Source organism: Stenotrophomonas genospecies 5 (assembly GCF_054473825.1).
This window is the reverse complement of record NZ_JBTMUW010000001.1, coordinates 2,119,395-2,135,809: the sequence shown is the minus strand read 5'-3', so window position 1 is coordinate 2,135,809 and position 16,415 is coordinate 2,119,395. Positions and strand designations below refer to the sequence as shown.

The window sequence follows — 16,415 nt, the reverse complement described above, 5'->3', positions numbered from 1 at the left end:
CTACAGCTGCGATTCCACCGGCAGCCAGCTGATGATCCGCGACAGCCAGCGCTGGCGCCGCGTAGCACCTGGCTCGTCCTCCACCCAGCGCGGCGGAGGCTCACGCTCCAGCCAGCGCAGCCGATCGCGGTTGTCCACTGCCAGCCACCAGCTGTGCCTGGCGTCGGCCAGGCGCAGGTACTCGTCGCGCAGCTGCGCGCCCAGCACGGGGTCGTCGAACAGCACCCCCATTTCGGTGTTGAGATAGGCCGAGCGCGGGTCGAGGTTGAAGGAACCGACAAAGCCACGGCGGTCGTCCACCAGGAAGGCCTTGGTGTGCAGGCTGGCCCCGCTGCTGCCGAACAGGCCTGCATCGCCCGCCTGGCCCTGTGCCTTCAGCTCATACAGGTGCACGCCGGCGTTCAGCAGGGGCACGCGGTAGCCCATGTAGCCGCCGTGCACGGCCGCAACGTCGTTGGCGGCAAGGGAGTTGGTCACTATGCCCACGTGCACGCCGCGCGACGCCATTGCCGAGAGCCCGTCCAGGCCCTCGTTGCCCGGCACGAAGTAGGGCGAAATCAACAAGGCCTTGCTGCGCGCAGACTCCAGTTCACCGATCAGCCCGGTAACGAGCCAGCTGCCGCGGTCGTCGTTGCGGTGTTTCATCGGCGGATCCGAGACGATGCGCACGGTGCTGCTCCAGTGCAGCGGCTCGGGGCTGGGACGCTGCCGATGGCGTGATTCGGCCACGCGCGCAAGATAGGGCCGGGCAGCATCGCGCTGCGCTTCATGGTCGGACTCACGCACCAGAAGGCGAAGCTGCGCGTCGGTATGGAAGGCCAGCGCGGAGACCGGAATCGCCGCCGGGCTGTTCCAGTAGTCGTCGAATATCCGGTTCGCCTGTGCAACGGCAGGGCCGGCGACCAGCAGGTCCAGGTCCTGGAAGTTCACATCCGTGCGCGCGCTGAAATACTCCTCGCCGATGTTGCGGCCACCGACGATGGCGACACGGCCATCGGCGATCCAGCTCTTGTTGTGCATGCGGTGGTTCACGCTGAAGAAGCGCTGCACCATCTCCACCATGCGCAGGATGCCGCTGCGGTTGCGGAACGGATTGTAGAGCCGGATCTCGATGTTCGGATGCCGGTCCAGCGCCATCATCAGCGCGTCCTTGTCCTTGGCATTCATGTCGTCCAGCAGGATGCGCACGCGCACCCCGCGCTCGGCGGCGTCATGCAGCGCTCTGGCCATCAGGTGACCGATCAGGTCGTCGTGCCAGATGTAGTACTGCAGGTCCAGACTGCGCCCGGCCTGCGCGGTGATCATCGCGCGCGCCGCGAATGCATCCATGCCATCGCCGAGGAAGGCCACGCCGGATTGCCCGGGGTGCGCCTCCTGCAGCGGCACGACCTGCTGGTCGATGCGGGTCTGCGCCGGTTGCAGCGGCAGTACGTGCGACGGCTCACCGTGCGCCTGTGGCGTCAGGTGGTCGGCCAGCAGCAGTCCGGACAGGACCAGCAGCAGGAGGATGGCGAAGATGATCGCAACGACGCGCAACAGGCGTCGCCACACAGGCGCAGGCGGGCTCATGGCCCCATGCTAGTGGATCGGCGTGCCGCGCGGCGGCGCGCGTCAGAACCGTTCGTCGCTGCCCACGTAGCGCCACTGTCCCGGCGGCAGCGGGCCCAGTGCCACCCGGCCGATGCGCAGGCGGCGCAGGGCGGTGACCTGCAGGCCAGCGGCAGCCACCGCGGTCTTCAGGCCCTTGGCCGTCAGCCCCTTGCCGGCGAAGCGCAGCCGCTGCTCGCTCTGCCAGCTCGCCTTGGCCCCGCCCGACTCCTGCTGCAGCCGGGCCAGCAGCCAGGGGCCCCGTTCCGGCCCGCCTTCTGCCACTTCGACCAGATACTCCTGTTCGGTGCGGCCGAGATTGCGCTGCAGGTGGGCCAGCGTGGCCGGGTCCTGGCTGACCACGACCAGGCCGCTGTCTGCCGCGGGCAGGGACGCAGCCAGCTGCAACCCGTGGAAATGGCGCTGCAGTGGCCGGATGCCGCTGGCGTCCAGAGCGCTGTGGCTGTTGCTGCTGACCAGCGCACACAGGGTTTCGGCGGCAGCACCAGCCGGCTTGTGCAGCAGCATGCCCACGCGCTCGGCCTTGCTGTCATTGGCCTGTTCATCGACCACGATCACCGCAGTGTCATCGACCGGGCGCTGTGGCTGTTCGACCACCTCGCCATCGACCGTGACCCAGCCACCTTCAATGTAGCGCCGCGCTTCGCCGCGCGGGATGCCGAGCAGGGCGGACAAGCGTTTGTCGAGGCGTATCGGTTCCATGGGCGGGCAGGTCGGGCGGGGGCCGCGCAGTGTAGCCCCTGCGCGCGGTCAGCGCTGGCTGCGGTTGGCCAGCTCGGTCAGGTACAGGCGGGTGTCGAATTCCAGCTGCAGGTAATCGGGCTCCATGTGATGGCAGAGCTGGTAGAAGGCCTTGTTGTGGTCGGCTTCCTTCAGATGCGCCAGCTCGTGCACCACGATCATGCGCAGGAAGGCGGCCGGCGCCTGCCGGAACACCGTGGCGATGCGGATCTCACGGCTGGCCTTGAGGCGGCTGCCATGCACGCGGGAAATGGCGGTATGCGTGCCCAGTGCATGCTTGATCACTTCCAGCGTGTTGTCGTAGCAGACCTTGTTGAGCGGTACCGACTTGCGCAGGTAGCGGTCTTTCAGCTCCTGGGTGTAGTCGTAGAGCTGGCGGTCGCTGCGCACCTCATGGGGCTCGGGATAGCGCTGCTGCAGCCACGGGCCGAGCCGGCCCTGCGCCAGCAGTTCGCTGACCTGGGCGACCAGGGGTTCGGGATAACCGGTGAGGTACTTCAGGACTGCCATGCAGGGGCGGCGGGGCGTCGGTAGAATGGGGGCATCCAAGATTACACGCGGTACGCACCGACCATGGCAAAGCCCAACGCGCTGCAGGAACAATTGCTCAAGGCCGGCCTGGCCAAGAAGTCGCAGGCCAGCGCCGCCGCACGCGAACAGGCCAAGGCGCGCCAGGGCAAGGCTGAATCGACGTCGGCCGAGGTGCAGCGTGAGGCTGAACGCGCCCGCGCCGAGAAGATCGAGCGTGATCGTGCCCTGGCCGCCGAGCGCAACGCACAGGCCAGGCTGGCCGAGCAGAAGGCGCAGGCAAAGCAGATCATCGCCGCCCATGCCGTGCCGCATAAGGGCGAGGACGAGTATCGCTTCAGCGATGGCAGCACGATCCGTACCCTGCTGATCGACCCCAAGCTGCGCAAGGCGCTGTCGGTGGGCGTGCTGGTCATCGTCGCCCAGGGCGAGGGTTACGCGTTGCTGCCCCGTGCTGCGGCGGAAAAGGTGCGCGAGCGTGCGCCGGAAGCCATCGTGGTCGACCACGGGCAGCCGGGCTCGACGGAGGAGATCTCCACCGGCAACGCCGAAGATGATGCCTATTACGCGCAGTTCCAGATTCCTGACGATCTGGTCTGGTAAGCCGCTGCCGCAGGCGTCCCCACGGGCAGACAGGTAGCTGAAGCACGGGCCGGGCGGGGCACTGCCCGGCCTTTTCCGTGGGTGTATCGTCCCCATATCAGGCCACACACCTGCGGAGGACGGACATGGCTACCGGTTGGGCGGGAGATGGCGCGGTCCAGGACCAGATCGACGCGACGGTAGACGATGCGATTGCCCGCGCGCGGCGCCAGCTGCGCCAGGGCCCGGGTCTGGAGCACTGCGAGGAATGCGACGCACCGATTCCGTTGGCGCGGCGCAACGCCGTGCCCGGCGTACGGCTGTGCGTGGCCTGCCAGCAGGCGCACGATGAGGAAGAGCAGGCGCACAGCAGCTACAACCGTCGCGGCAGCAAAGACAGCCAGCTGCGTTGATGTGGGCGGCTCAGCCGTCGCCCTGGATGCCGCCCGGCGCCTGTGCCGGATCGCGCCAGCGGCGTACGGTGCGCTGGAAGAACAGGTTGTTCGGCAGCTGCAGTACCGTGCCTTCGTGGCCTTCGCCGGTCTCCTGCAACGTGGTGTAGATCAGGTTCACATCGATCACCCGGCCCTTCAGTCCGGGCTTCTCGCCGTTCTCCAGCACCTCGATGTAGTCATGTAGGCGGAACGGGCGGGTAGTGAAGATCAGCAGCGTGCAGAAGATGTTGGAGAGCACGCTCCAGGCCGCGAAGAAGGCCACCGCACCGACGGCTGCAAAGCCCGTGAATGCCGTCCACAGCACTGCCGGTGAGGCCCCCAGCAGGCTCAGGATGTACAGCAGTGCACTGAAATAGACCACGAAACTGGTGATGCGGCGCGCGCCCATCACCATTTCCGGCGGCAGGGTGTAGTGGTCGGCGAATCGGCGGATCAGGCGGCGCGCCAGCAGCCGCAGCAGCCAGGCGGCCAGCAGGACGAGCGCGATCTGCAGGGCGATGCCCATGTTGTGCAGCCAGGGATGGGTCCAGGCCGGCAGGTGATCCTTCAGCGACAACATCATGGGGCGACAGCAGGTAGCGGTGGTGGTCGCCGATGTTACCCGGCACGTGCCGGCGATTCGACCATCGGCCTCCACGCCAGGCACACCAGCTCCTGGCGCTGCTGCTGCAGGCAGGCCCGGCCGCGCTCGGGGTGGAGCTGCAGCGACAGGCCAAGCACCTGCAGCGCGACGCAGGCAGCGACGGCCAGCAGGGCGGCACACGATGGGCTGGACATGGCGGGCTCCCGGACGGTATTTCACGAAGGACCCTCCATGGATGCAGCGGCCGCCGAAAAGGTTGCATCGTGCCTGGCAGGAATCCGATCTAAACCTTCTGCGGGACTGGCGCATCCAAGGACTATGCTCGACACCACCATGCCCGCACCGCCTGCTGCCTCCGACGCCGTCGACGAACCCGCCCTGGTACGGGCGGCAGCCGGTGGCGATACAGCGGCCTACGAACTGCTGTATCGACGCCATGCGCCACGGGTGTTCGCCGTGCTGTGGAGGCTGTGTGGCGGTCAGCAGGCACGGGCGGAGGATGCACTGCAGGAAGCGTTCCTGCAGGCGTGGAAGGCACTGCCCGGGTTCCGCTTCGAAAGCAGCCTGTCGACCTGGCTGCATCGTCTCGGGGTCAACGCCGCGCTGATGGAACTGCGCGGCCGGGCGGGAGGACACGATCACGACAGCCTGGATGACGTGGACGGTGGTGTACCGGAGCTGGCCGTGCATGACCGCTGCGCCGGCACGGAGCGCGACCTGGAACGTGCGCTGGCGACGCTGCCCCCGCGGGCGCGGGCGGTGCTGGTGCTGCACGACATTGAAGGCTGGAAACACCAGGAAATCGCCGAGCAGCTGCAGATGGCTGTCGGCAGTTCCAAGGCACAGTTGCATCGTGCGCGTGGCTTGCTGCGTGCACGGCTGGGAGACATGACATGACGATGAACGACCCCGACTACGACCACGACCACGACCTGCTCGCGCGCCTGCGCGCCTTGCCCCGCGAGCGCAGCGTTCCGGAGGACGGCTGGGTGCGGCTGTCGGCCAGCCTGCCACCGCGCGGGTCCGCCCCCGGACCGCTCCCGGCAGCAGGCACGGTGGTGGCGATGACGCCGCGTCCGCGACGGCGCTGGTGGCTGCCGGTGGGCGCGGCGCTGGCCGCCAGCCTGGCGGTCTACGCGGTGGCACCGTGGTGGCAGCCGCCGCAGGCCACGCCGGCGCCTTCCGGGCTGCAGCTGCAGGCCGCAGCGATGACCGAGCAGTACCAGCAGGCGGTGGCCTCCCTGCCGCAGGGCGGGGCAGCGGAGTGGCAACCGGCCCTGCACGAACTCGACCGCAGCGCGGAGCAGATCCGCGCGGCGATGGCGCAGGATCCACGTGCGCCGCACCTGCTTGGACAGCTCAAGCGCACCTATGCGCTGCGGCTGGAACTGACCCGGCAGGCGGCGCAGGCCGCCGCCGGACTGACAACCTGAGGAGACCCATGATGCGACCCCTTCTTTTCTGCTGCGCCGCGCTGCTGCTGGTACCGGCTGTGGCACTGGCCGACACGCGCGTCGACGAACGCCATGCACTCGCCACCGGTGGCCGGATTGAACTGAGCAACGTGGCCGGCAAGGTCACCGTGCGCGGCTGGGACCGCAACGAGGTCCAGCTCACCGGCAGCCTCAGCGACGGCCTGCAGCTGCGTCAGGAGAAGAGTGCCAACCGCGTGCGGTGGGAGGTGGAATATCCACGCCGCAGCAACAATGGCGGGGCCACCCTGGTGCTGAACGTGCCGCGCTCGGCGGAACTGCTGCTCAGCACCGTCAGTGCGAGCCAGGACATCAGTGGCATCGATGTGCGTCGGCTGCAGGCCGATACGGTCAGCGGCAGCCTGTCCGCGGCAGGCCGCAGCGGCGACACCAAGCTCAACACGGTCAGCGGCAGCGTCACTGCCCGCCTGCAGACGCCGCGGCTGGACGTGAACACCGTCAGCGGCCGCATTGACGCGGGGGGAGGCGTGTCCGGCGACATCGGTGCGCAGACCGTGTCCGGACGCGTGGATGTCGATGCGGGGCGCATCCAGCGCCTGGCGGTGGAGACGGTGTCAGGCAGCATCGAACTGGCCGCTGCCGGTCTGGCGCCGGGGGGGCGCATCAACGTCGAATCGGTGAGCGCATCGGTCAATCTGCGGTTGCCGCGGACCGTATCGGCGCAGCTGTCGGTGAACAGCTTCAGCGGCTCGATCAACAGTGATGCCGGCACGGTGGAGCGGCCGCGTTATGGGCCGGGCAGCAATCTCGACACGCGGCTGGGGGGCGGTGACGGCGATATCCGCATCCAGTCGCATTCGGGCAGCGTGCGGGTCCGACTGGACCGCTGAGCATCGACCGGCAGGCCGCGGCGGCAGCGCCGCCGCGGTCAGGGAGGGTCAGCTGGCTTTCTTCAGCGCCCAGGTCGTACCCAGCACTTCGATCTTGCCACCGGCCTTGCGGAACGCGGCCAGGTCAGACGCGATCGAGTCGCTGCTGACCACAGTACTGGCGGCTGCACCCTTGCGTTCGCTACGGATGCTGTTGTTAGCCTTCGCGGGGGTCTTTGCCTTGCGGGGCATGGTTGCTCCTGTCAGGTGGAAGGGGAGGAAAGCGCACAGGCATCGGCCTGGCGCAGGTAATCCTGCCGCTCGCGGCGGCAGTCATCGCCGCCCATCGAAAACTGGCGGCAGATCGCCGGGCGCTGCGAATAGATCGTGCAGCGCAGGTGATAGGGATCGATCGCCGCGCACCAGCCTTCCTCGTTGCGCGCCATCACGGCCCGGCCGTGGGCGTCGCGCGCGAGGAACTGGCCGGGCACGTGGTCGCCGGGCTGCAGCAGTACCGGCAGCCGGCAACAGACCGCGTCACAACGGCGGCAGTCGATGGGTGCAGGTGCGGCGTCAGGTTGTAAGGCCACAGGGGCCTGGCGGGTGCCCAAAGCGGGTCTCGATGGCGGCTCGGGTGATGCGCGGCCATGAACGAGCCAGGAAGGCACGGCCGCAAGACCCGCGTGGCGGGCCGCGCTGCACCCGGAACACACACCGGCAGGGCCGATGGAAGGTACAGCTGTGGATCAAGCCTACCGAGGGTAGCAAACCCTGCGTAACGTTTTGTTAATCCCGGCTGGCTGCGGCCAGCGCCAGGCCTTGTACCACCCCGAGTGAAGGCTCCCCGTAGACCATCCGGGCACCCGGAAACGCCTCCGCCACGGCCTGGCGCAGGTAACCCGCACGGGACATGCCACCGGTCAGGAACACCGCGTCCGGGTCGCCGCCGATGTCGCTGCGCACCTGGGCGAGCAGCGTGCGGATCTGTTCCAGGTAGCCATGGGCCGCACTGGCCAGGCCCTCGGCACTGCTGTCGGCGTGCAGGTCGCGGCCGATGTAGTCCAGCGTGCTGCGGTGCGTGGCAGAACTGCTCAGGGCGATCTTGGCGCGCTCGACATCACGGTACAGGCGCGCGGTGTTGCCGGTGTCCTGCAGTGCCTGCAGGCGCGGGCCCCAGGGTGCGTCGACCGCATCGTAGTTGTGCTGGCGGAAGTCGCGCTGGCGGGTCATGTCCTGCACGGTGGCGGCTTCCACGTAGTGGTGGGCGGGCACGCGGGTGATGCCACGACCGAACAGCGGCATGTAGCTGGACAGGCTCAGGGCCAGGTCGATGTCGGTGCCGCCACGGGCGATGCCCCAGGCACGGTGGATATGCGGGGGCACCGGTCCCCCCACTTCGGCATGGGCGATGTCGGTCGTGCCACCGCCGATGTCGACGATCACGGCCTGGTGCCGTGTCGCGCTTCCGGCGTGATAGTGCATCGCCGCTGCGGCAGGTTCTTCCAGGAAATCGATGCGGTCGAAGCCGGCCTGCGCCGCCGCCTCGCGCAGGATGTCCAGCGCCTGCGCGTTGCCGGCCTCGCCGATCGAGCTGCGGAACTGCACGGGGCGGCCGAGCAGGGCGGTGCGCAGCGGCTGGCCGAGCTGCGCGCTGGCGGTCAGGCGGATGTGCTCAAGGATATGCGCGGCAATGCCGGTGATGGTCTGCTTCGCGCGCGGGTGCAGGTTGTAGCCGAGCATCGACTTGGGGCTCTGCACGAGGTTGCCTTCATGCTCCTCGAAATAGGCTTCCAGCGCGTCATCGCCGTAGATCGCGTTCTGCAGCAGGTCGCTGGCGCTGCGCGCTTCGCGGGCACGGGCTTCCATCCATTCGCGGCGCAGTGCGCGCAATGCTTCGCGGCGCAGCGCCTGCGGCGGGCGCTCCTGGCCGGCAGCGCGGGCGGCACGCGCCGCGCTGTCGATCATCTGCTCCAGCGCATGCTGTTGGCTGGCATCGGGCTGGAAGTCGTCCGGATCGGGTACCACGCCTGGGAAGTAGACGCTGGTGCGGAACTGTTCGGCATCGCCGAAGCGGATCGGCAACAGGCGGCCCTCGTGCACGATGGCGGCGGCAGAATTGCTGGTACCGAAGTCGATGCCGAGGCGCATGCGGAATTCCAGGGACGGACAAGGGCCGCGCACTCTGCTGCAGTTTGCGGTCCGCTGCAAGCGCCCGCCGGCCATCTCGGGCGGGCGGGGGGAGCGGCCGCGGGAGAACGGGTGAAAAGAGCGGGCGGTTACAATGGCGGCCGTTGATTCATTTTGAGGTACTTGCAATGTCGTCCGTTCCCGCCTGTCCGCAGTGCACCCTGGAAAACACCTATGCCGATGGCGCGCTGTGGATCTGCGCCGATTGCGGCTTCGAATGGACCGCCGAGGAGGGCGCGGGGCAGGCGCTGGTCGTGCGTGACAGCAACGGCAACACCCTGCAGGCCGGCGACACCGTTACCGTGATCAAGGACCTGAAGGTCAAGGGCTCCTCGATTCCGCTCAAGCAGGGCACGGTGATCCGCAACATCCGGCTGGTCGAGGACGATGCGGAGCACATCGAAGGCAACTCGGACAAGATCAAGGGGCTGGTGCTGAAAACCTGCTTCCTCAAGAAGGCCTGACCGGCCCTCAGCGCCTGGCCTGCTGCTGCGCCCGCCAGCGGGCCAGGCTGTCCAGCTTGGCCTGGTAGCCGGCCTGCTGCGGCGCCCCGCCGAGTTCCTGGGCCCGTGTCAGTTCCTTGTCGGCGCGGGCCAGCTGGCCGGCGAGGAAGTACACCCTCGCCAGGCCGAAATGGAACTGGTGTGCGGAATCGGACAGGCGCACGGCCCGGCGGTAGCAGCGGATGGCCTCCGCCAGGTCGCCTGCGCGTTCGGCGCGGGCCCCGAGCATGTACTGGGTAAACGGATCCTCGCGCTGCACGGCGCGCAGGCGGCGCTCCAGCTGCTGGGCTGCTGCCACTAGGCCCAACCGCCGGTAAAGCGCACTGGCGTTGTTCAGTGCCGCATCCTGACGGCCGTCCAGGCGCAACGCCATTTCCAGCGCACGACGTGCGCCGGCGGTGTCTCCCTTCCGGTTGTCCAGCACGCCCAGGTTGTTCCAGGCCGGTGCGAATCGCGCGTCCTGCGCCACCGCTGCATCGAAGAACACCCGGGCACCATCCAGATCGTCGCTGGCCATGCGTTCGGCGCCACGATTGTTGTAGAAGTGCGCCAACGCACGGGCACGGTCGATCGGCTGCGGGCCGTGGCGGTCGTACAGCACGTTGCGGTCCAGATCGACCGTGCCGAAGCGGCCGCCGACGTCGACCCCGGCATTGACGTGGCCGACGCTGTAGACCACGCCCTGGTCCTGCTCCTGATACCAGGACACCACGCTGCCGACTTCCTGCACCCGGGCCTGGATGCCGGCCTCGCGTGCCAGCGACACGAACAGCAGCGTGAATGCCAGGCAGTTGGCGCGGCGGTACTGCCAGACTTCGCCGACGGTATAGGTCGCGTCGGCGTCGTACTGCAGATCCAGTCCTTGCCGATCAAAGATCATCTCCACCAGGGCCTGCAGGCGCTGGTCGCGCGAGTGGCTGCGCGCGATCACCTGTCGGGTCAGCATCGCGCGCAGCGCCGGCGGAATCGCCAGCACTTCGTCTGCGGTCGGCACGCTCGCTGGGGCGGGGCGGTACTGAGCGGCCGGTGCGGCGGCAGGACCGTCCAGGGCAACGGCGGCCGGCGCCGCCAGCGCGAGCAGGGCGAGCAGCAGGAATCGGGTGGCAGGACGTTGCATGGCAATTCCCGGCAGCGGCGGGCGCATCCGCCTGCCGCCGAGTGTAGTCCTGCCCGTGCGCCCGTGCATCGACCGTCGGTCGGCGGCGCGGTCATCCACAGGCGATGTGGACCAGCGCTCGGCAAAGCTGTGGACAACTGTGCTCCGCCCTTGCCGGACGGCGGCTGTGAGTGCGTGGTGAATTATTGTCCAGCTTGCTGGCCGGGGCGTCTGGCGGGATCATGCCGGCATGGACTTCGCCCCGATCCCGCTCGATCCGGCGCAGTGGCAGGCGTTGCAGGACCGATATGCCACGCCGCCACGCGCGTACCATCACTTCGGCCACGTGCGCGCGGTGCTGCAGCACTGCCAGGACGTCGCCGATGGACCGGGTTGGCGGCAGCCCGCCGAGGTCTTTCTGGCCGCGCTTTACCACGATGCGGTCTACGAGGCGGGGCGCAAGGACAACGAGGCACGCTCGGCGGCACTGGCCGTGCAGGCCATCGCGCAGGAGCCTGCGCTGGCGGGCATCGACGCCGCCCGCGTCGAGCAGCTGATCCTGCTGACTGCCCGTCATGGCGAACTCGGTCCTGCGGATGTCGACGCCGAAGCGGCGCTGTTCCTGGATTGCGACATGGCGATCCTGGGCGCGCCTGCACCGGTGTTCGATGCCTACGATCGTGGTGTGGCCGAGGAGTACCAGGGGGTGGTCCCGGGTTTCCTGTACCGCGCCGGCCGCCGCCGCTTCCTGCAGGGATTGCTGCGCGCACCGCGGATCTTCCTCAGCGACTTCTTCCACCAGCGCCTGGATGCCGCGGCACGCGCGAACCTGCGCCGCCGGCTGGACACCTGAGCGGGGCAGTTACACTGGCGGCCTGCATCTGCAAGGTAGCGCCGCCCACCGTGTCCGTTCCCGATCCTGATCCCCGGCCGACCGCACCGGAAGAACCTGGTCCCAACGAGTGCTGCGGCAGCGGCTGCCCGCTGTGCGTACTCGATCTGTATGCCGAAGAGCTGCAGCGTTACCGCAAGGCGTTGGCCGAATGGAAGGCGCGCCACCCGGAGGCCACGCCATGACCGGAGCGCGTCCGGCTGCGCTGCTGGCCCTGGTGGCGCTCCTGTTGTTCGTGGCGACGGCCCTGTGGACGCAGTTCGCGCGCGCTGATCTGGATTGGATGCGCGCGACCCTGAGCCTGTACCTGCACGGTCCCTGGGGTCTGGCGCTGCGCGCCGCCTACTGCCTGCTGGCGGTGGCGATCGCCGCGCTCGGCATCGCGCTCTATCGTCACAGCGTGGGGCCCCGCCGCAGCGCGGCCGCGCCGCTGCTGTTCACCGTGTCCGCCCTGGGCCTGGCGACGGTCGCCATCGGCGACAGCTGGCTGCCGCAGGCGACGCCGCTGCTGGCGCCGCTGGTGCATGGCGTGGCTGCCAACACGGCCTTCCTGTGTGCCAGCGTCGGCATGCTGCTGCAGGCGTGGTACCTGCGTCGCGAGCCGGGCTGGCAGCGCAGTGCTGCCCTGCTGTGGGGCTGGGCCTGGCTGGCCTTCGCGTTGCTGTGGCTGCATGTGCTCTGGCGTGACGGGCCGCCGCGCGGGCTGGGGCAGAAGCTGGTGATCGCCGTGATCGTCGGCTGGCTGCTCTGGCTGGCCGTCACCCTGTACCGGCGCGGTCTGGCGCGCACACGCGCCTGAACCCTGGCCGCGGGCCCGGCGAACGGCCGTGACCGGTACGTGTCGTGCACGCGGTGGCGGCGTATCGTGTGCGCATTCCACTGGGGTTGCGACATGACGCGTGCAGGGTTGGGCAGGGCGATGGGACTGGTGATGGCACTGGCGGCGTTGCCGGCGGTGGCCGCGGCATCCGTGCAGCAGGTCAGCCATGGCCGATTCGAGCAGGTGCCGGTGCATCTGCCGGCGGGAGTGCCGCAGCGGGTGGTGATCTGGTTCCACGAAGGTCCCTATGGCGCTGCCAGCCTGGCGCCGATCGAAGCACTGCGTGCCGACGGTGCGCTGGTGGCGGCGGTGGATGTGGCGCACCTGCGGGGCGTGCTTGAACGCGAAGGCGACAGCACCTGTTCGTTCGGTGCTGGCGACGTCGAGAATTTCTCGCGCTGGGTGCAGGCGTTCCTGCACCTGCCGGGTTATCACCTGCCGCTGGTCGGCGGCGATGGTGAGGGTGCCGAGCTGGCCTACAGCCTGGCCGCACAGGCCGACACCCAGGTGTTCGCCGGCCTGCTGACCTCCGGCTTCTGTCCCGACCATGCCCACGAACGCATGGTCTGCGGAGACGGCGTCAAGGAGGGGCGGCTGCAACCGGCCGAACTGAACTTTCCCTGGTTGAATGCCATCGGGGATGTGGGCTGCAGGGGCCAGGGCGCGGGTCCGTTCGTGCAGCAGGTCGCGATGGCGCGCGGATTCAAGCGCAGCGCCCGCGGCGATGCCACGCCGGGACTGGTGGCTGCCGCGCGGGTGATCGGTGCGCAGGCCGGCATCAGCCTGGCACCGCCGCCGGCGGCGTTGAAGGGCCTGCCCGTGGTGGAAGTCCCCGCGCACGGTGACGGCGATACGCTGGCGATCTTCGTCTCCGGTGATGGCGGCTGGGCGGGACTGGACAAGGACGTGGCCTCGTCGCTGGCCGAACACGGCGTGGCCGTGGTGGGCATCGATTCGCTGCGTTATTTCTGGAGCGAACGCACGCCGGAGGGGTTTGCCGCTGACCTGCAGAAGATCATCGACCACTACCGCCAGCAATGGCGGCGCGACAAGGTGATGCTGATCGGCTTCTCGCAGGGCGCCGACGTGCTGCCGGCCACCATCAACCGGCTCGATGCCGGCAGCCGCGAAGCACTCGAGCGCATCGTGCTGCTCTCCGTGGGGCGGAAGGCCGATTTCGAGTTCCATGTCAGCAACTGGCTGGGCGGTGGCGGCGATGGCCTGCCGATCGCGCCGGAAGTGGCCAGGCTGCCGGCGGCCAAGACCCTGTGCGTCTATGGCGACAAGGATGAGGACGCGCTGTGTCCGGACCTGCCTGCGAACGAGGGCGTGCGCAGGATCCGGTTGCCTGGCGACCACCATTTCGGTGGCGACTACGATCGTCTGGCCGAGGTCATCCTCAAGGGCGGCACGTAATCAGCACACGCCTGCAGGAGCAGCGCCGGGCCATGCCCGGCGGTCGGGTGGCTCAGCCGCGGCGTGGATCCAGCGAAATCAGGCGGGTGGCGTCCAGCAGGGCTGCCGGCAGGTGCATGCCACCGGGCGCCGCCAGGTAGCGCGGGCGCCACTGCGGATCGAACTTCGACTTGAAGCGGCGCAGGCCACTGAAACCATAGAAGCGCTCACCATGCCGTGCCAGCAGGCCGGCAAGACGATTCCAGCGGCCCGCCAGGCGATGCTGGGCCAGCCCAGACAGCGGCGCCATGCCCAGCGAGAAACGCGCATGGCCCTGCGCCCGGCCCCACAGGAACAGTTCGATGAACAGGAAATCCATCGTGCCTTTCGGCGCGTCGTTGACGTGCCGCATCAGGTCCACCGACAGCTCGGCACCGGCTGGCGCCTGCCACAGGTTGGCGAAGGCGACGATCCGACCTTCGGCCTCGACCAGCGCGACCGGGAAACGCACCAGGTAATCGGGATCGAAGCTGCCCAGCGAGAATCCTTTTTCGTCACCGGACTTGTCTTCCAGCCAGGCATTGGAGATCGCATGCAGGCGCGGCAGCAGGCTGGGGACCTCTTCCACCGGCGCCACCCGGAACGACAGGCCACTGCGCTTGCCCCGGTTCCATGCCTGGCGCAGGTCGGCGCGTTCGCGGCCTTCCAGACCGAAGTCGTGCAGCGGCACGATCGCTTCCTCGCCCAGCTTGACCAGGCCCAGGCCGAGATCCAGATAGGTCTGCCAGTAGGCTTCGCCCACCTGGTAGAACACCGGGCGCAGGCCGAGGCGGTCGGCTTCCTCACGGAAACGCCAGATCAACGCACGTGCGACCTCCGGCGGGCCGACCGGATCACCCATCGCGATCAACGAGCCGCCGTAGCGCTGCATCATCACGAAGCCCTGCCGGGCATCGTCGCGCAGCACTGCCTTGTCGGCGGTCAGCACCAGGCAGGCCTGGGTGTCGGTGGCGCTGGCCAGCACCGGTGCCAACGCCTGCAGCGTGGCTTCGTCAGCGGCCGGCAGCGGGCTGCGCGTGCTGTGCAGCAGGCGGGCGAGGCCGAACATCACCAGGGCGATGGCTACCACCAGCAGCGCACGCAGCGCACGCGGTGCGTTGCCGGACAGTGCGAACTGCCACCAGAGTTCGTTCTGGTACTCGACATGGCTGTACGTGAAGAACAGCAGCCAGGTGACCGCGACCAGGACCAGCCCCAGGTTGCGCAACCATGGCCACGACCACGCCTCATCCAGCAGCGCACCCTGGCGGTAGAACTCACGGCGTGCGGCCCACAGTGCCATCGCGACCAGTACGGCCGATACCGCGATCAACGGTTGACCGCCGCGCAGCCACAGCGGCAGCGGCGTGATCACGCAGACCGCCATCGCCAGCATCCAAGCGGCGTGGCTGCGCCGGGCCAGGCCCTGGCCGATCAGCAGCAGGGCGACACCGCCAAGACTGCCGATCAGGTGCGATGTTTCCAGGATCGGCAGCGATGCATTGAGCAGATGGCGACGCGGGGTCGGCAAGGTGCCATCGATGACCAGGGCGGCGCCGATGCTGAAAGCCGCCAGCGCGATGATCTGCGGCAGCCAGGGGCGCAGCGCGTTCCAGCCGGCGCGGGTGGCGCCGGCGCTGGCCCGCAGCGGTCGCCGCAGTGCAGGCGCAAGCGCGAGCACGGTGGCCAGCAGCAGCGGCAGGACGTAGTAGGTGACGCGGTAGATCAGCGCGGCCGCCAGCACCGCCGCCGGTGCCACCTGCGGCAGCAGCTTGAGCAGGCTCCACTCGAACACGCCCAGGCCGGCCGGAACGGTCGAGACCAGGCCTGCCAGCACCGCCACCAGGTACAGGCCGACGAAGCCGGGAAGCCCGGTGGGCGTGGAGTCCGGAAGCAGCACGTAAAACGCTGCGCTGGCCAGCACCAGTTCGATCACGCTGAGCGCGGTGACGCCGAGCATGGTCAGCCGGTCGGGCAGCCACAGGGCGTGGCCGAACACACGGAACTGGCGTCCGCTGCGGCCGACCAGCAGCACCGTGGCCAGATAGGCGAGCAGGGCGGCAATGCCGACCGCGCGCACGGCGCCGGAATCCAACGGCAGCGCCAGCGCCGCCGCTGAGGGTTCCAGGCATAACGCCAGGCCGATCAACAGCCATGCACCGAACATGAAACCGAGCGTGCTCATCAGCACGACCTGGCCGATCTGGGCCAGATCCAGCCCGGCACCGCGATAGCCCCGCAGGCGCACCGCGCCGCCGGTCAAGGCCGCAAAGCCGACGGTCTGGCCCAGGGTGTGGGCGAGAAACGCGGTGATGCCGATGCGCGCGGGATGCACGCGGATGCCGCTGCGTCGCAGGCCGATGGCATCGAAGCCGATCAGGCAGGCATAACTGGCCAGGCCCAGCGTCACGGTCAGTGCGATCTGCGTTGCGCTGAGTGCATGGAACGCCTGGCGGATGGCGCGGTAGCCATGTTCGTCGAACTCGCCGGCCAGGCCATGCAGGGCCAGGGCCAGGATCAGCAGGGGAACGAAGATGGTAAGCAGCCGCTTCCAGACCGGGATGGACGGAGCGGTTTCGGGATCGGAAGGGACGGTCATCGGCGCAAGGGTGCGGCAGGGAGGGCGAGGGCGGTGTCAACGCGGGCGTGGCGCATCGTGCGCCTCTCGAAGGCATTTGAACAGC

Annotated in this window: 20 protein-coding genes; 10 read left to right on the top strand and 10 right to left on the bottom strand. The window is 68.8% G+C overall.

All coding sequences use genetic code 11. The features are described from left to right. Genes ACX9OW_RS09970 through ACX9OW_RS09960 form a run of 3 tightly spaced genes read right to left on the bottom strand, consistent with a single transcriptional unit; the run spans position 1 to position 2,859 of the window. A complete protein-coding gene (locus ACX9OW_RS09970) occupies positions 1 to 1,569 on the bottom strand; it encodes a phospholipase D family protein (RefSeq protein WP_197601114.1) in 1,569 nt (522 codons plus the stop codon). Positions 1,570 to 1,611: 42 nt separating this feature from the next. Further along, a complete protein-coding gene (locus tag ACX9OW_RS09965; RefSeq protein WP_459062225.1) occupies positions 1,612 to 2,310 on the bottom strand; it encodes an RNA pseudouridine synthase in 699 nt (232 codons plus the stop codon). 48 nt (positions 2,311 to 2,358) lie between these two features. Next, positions 2,359 to 2,859, bottom strand: coding sequence for a M48 metallopeptidase family protein (locus ACX9OW_RS09960; RefSeq protein ID WP_459062224.1), 501 nt, complete (start codon positions 2,857 to 2,859; stop codon positions 2,359 to 2,361). Positions 2,860 to 2,922: 63 nt separating this feature from the next. Between ACX9OW_RS09960 and ACX9OW_RS09955 the strand changes: the two genes are divergently transcribed. Both ACX9OW_RS09955 and ACX9OW_RS09950 read left to right on the top strand, forming a co-directional pair. After that, entirely contained in the window at positions 2,923 to 3,480 is a 558-nt protein-coding gene (locus ACX9OW_RS09955) for a DUF2058 domain-containing protein (RefSeq protein ID WP_053519556.1), read from the top strand. 125 nt (positions 3,481 to 3,605) lie between these two features. Next, entirely contained in the window at positions 3,606 to 3,872 is a 267-nt protein-coding gene (locus ACX9OW_RS09950; RefSeq protein ID WP_053519557.1) for a DksA/TraR family C4-type zinc finger protein, read from the top strand. A gap of 10 nt (positions 3,873 to 3,882) precedes the next feature. On the opposite strand, the gene ACX9OW_RS09945 is transcribed toward ACX9OW_RS09950, so the two are convergent. Together ACX9OW_RS09945 and ACX9OW_RS09940 are read right to left on the bottom strand one after the other, a co-directional pair. After that, positions 3,883 to 4,476, bottom strand: a complete 594-nt coding sequence (locus ACX9OW_RS09945; RefSeq protein ID WP_080375333.1) for a mechanosensitive ion channel family protein — start codon at positions 4,474 to 4,476, stop codon at positions 3,883 to 3,885. Between the two features lie 35 nt (positions 4,477 to 4,511). Next, positions 4,512 to 4,691, bottom strand: coding sequence for a hypothetical protein (locus ACX9OW_RS09940; protein ID WP_053519558.1), 180 nt, complete (start codon positions 4,689 to 4,691; stop codon positions 4,512 to 4,514). 124 nt (positions 4,692 to 4,815) lie between these two features. On the opposite strand from ACX9OW_RS09940, the gene ACX9OW_RS09935 reads away from it, so the two are divergent. The 3 genes from ACX9OW_RS09935 to ACX9OW_RS09925 are packed head-to-tail and all read left to right on the top strand — an operon-like array spanning position 4,816 to position 6,820. Beyond that, entirely contained in the window at positions 4,816 to 5,394 is a 579-nt protein-coding gene (locus ACX9OW_RS09935) for an RNA polymerase sigma factor (protein WP_065174854.1), read from the top strand. 2 nt (positions 5,395 to 5,396) lie between these two features. Next, entirely contained in the window at positions 5,397 to 5,930 is a 534-nt protein-coding gene (locus ACX9OW_RS09930; RefSeq protein WP_459062478.1) for a hypothetical protein, read from the top strand. An 8-nt stretch (positions 5,931 to 5,938) separates the two neighbouring features. After that, the gene (locus tag ACX9OW_RS09925) at positions 5,939 to 6,820 is read left to right on the top strand and encodes a DUF4097 family beta strand repeat-containing protein (RefSeq protein WP_053519561.1); all 882 of its coding nucleotides are present in this window, start codon (positions 5,939 to 5,941) and stop codon (positions 6,818 to 6,820) included. Positions 6,821 to 6,868: 48 nt separating this feature from the next. Here ACX9OW_RS09925 and ACX9OW_RS09920 read toward each other — a convergent pair whose 3' ends face one another. The 3 genes from ACX9OW_RS09920 to ACX9OW_RS09910 form a co-directional block, all read right to left on the bottom strand. Beyond that, on the bottom strand, positions 6,869 to 7,051 hold the full coding sequence (locus tag ACX9OW_RS09920) for a hypothetical protein (RefSeq protein ID WP_053519936.1): 183 nt from the start codon (positions 7,049 to 7,051) through the stop codon (positions 6,869 to 6,871). A gap of 11 nt (positions 7,052 to 7,062) precedes the next feature. Continuing rightward, complete coding sequence (locus tag ACX9OW_RS09915; protein WP_080375345.1) at positions 7,063 to 7,356, bottom strand: YkgJ family cysteine cluster protein; 294 nt, start codon at positions 7,354 to 7,356, stop codon at positions 7,063 to 7,065. 229 nt (positions 7,357 to 7,585) lie between these two features. Next, positions 7,586 to 8,947 carry an Hsp70 family protein gene (locus ACX9OW_RS09910; protein WP_459062223.1) on the bottom strand — a complete coding sequence of 454 codons (1,362 nt, stop codon included), beginning with the start codon at positions 8,945 to 8,947 and terminating at the stop codon, positions 7,586 to 7,588. A gap of 167 nt (positions 8,948 to 9,114) precedes the next feature. On the opposite strand from ACX9OW_RS09910, the gene ACX9OW_RS09905 reads away from it, so the two are divergent. Then, entirely contained in the window at positions 9,115 to 9,450 is a 336-nt protein-coding gene (locus tag ACX9OW_RS09905; protein WP_053519938.1) for a zinc ribbon domain-containing protein YjdM, read from the top strand. A gap of 7 nt (positions 9,451 to 9,457) precedes the next feature. On the opposite strand, the gene ACX9OW_RS09900 is transcribed toward ACX9OW_RS09905, so the two are convergent. Further along, positions 9,458 to 10,606, bottom strand: coding sequence for a transglutaminase-like domain-containing protein (locus ACX9OW_RS09900; protein WP_459062222.1), 1,149 nt, complete (start codon positions 10,604 to 10,606; stop codon positions 9,458 to 9,460). A gap of 229 nt (positions 10,607 to 10,835) precedes the next feature. Here ACX9OW_RS09900 and ACX9OW_RS09895 point away from each other — a divergent pair, with 229 nt between their 5' ends. The 4 genes from ACX9OW_RS09895 (at position 10,836) to ACX9OW_RS09880 (ending at position 13,713) form a co-directional block, all read left to right on the top strand. Further along, a complete protein-coding gene (locus tag ACX9OW_RS09895) occupies positions 10,836 to 11,438 on the top strand; it encodes an HD domain-containing protein (protein ID WP_053519939.1) in 603 nt (200 codons plus the stop codon). 50 nt (positions 11,439 to 11,488) lie between these two features. Next, positions 11,489 to 11,662, top strand: a complete 174-nt coding sequence (locus ACX9OW_RS09890) for an oxidoreductase-like domain-containing protein (RefSeq protein WP_065174857.1) — start codon at positions 11,489 to 11,491, stop codon at positions 11,660 to 11,662. After that, positions 11,659 to 12,276, top strand: coding sequence for a DUF998 domain-containing protein (locus ACX9OW_RS09885; protein WP_053519940.1), 618 nt, complete (start codon positions 11,659 to 11,661; stop codon positions 12,274 to 12,276). The genes ACX9OW_RS09890 and ACX9OW_RS09885 overlap by 4 nt, the downstream gene beginning before the upstream one ends. 93 nt (positions 12,277 to 12,369) lie before the next feature. Beyond that, positions 12,370 to 13,713, top strand: a complete 1,344-nt coding sequence (locus ACX9OW_RS09880) for a virulence factor family protein (protein ID WP_459062221.1) — start codon at positions 12,370 to 12,372, stop codon at positions 13,711 to 13,713. A gap of 52 nt (positions 13,714 to 13,765) precedes the next feature. Here ACX9OW_RS09880 and mprF read toward each other — a convergent pair whose 3' ends face one another. Beyond that, complete coding sequence (gene mprF / locus ACX9OW_RS09875; RefSeq protein ID WP_459062220.1) at positions 13,766 to 16,330, bottom strand: bifunctional lysylphosphatidylglycerol flippase/synthetase MprF; 2,565 nt, start codon at positions 16,328 to 16,330, stop codon at positions 13,766 to 13,768. Between the last annotated feature and the right edge of the window lie 85 nt (positions 16,331 to 16,415).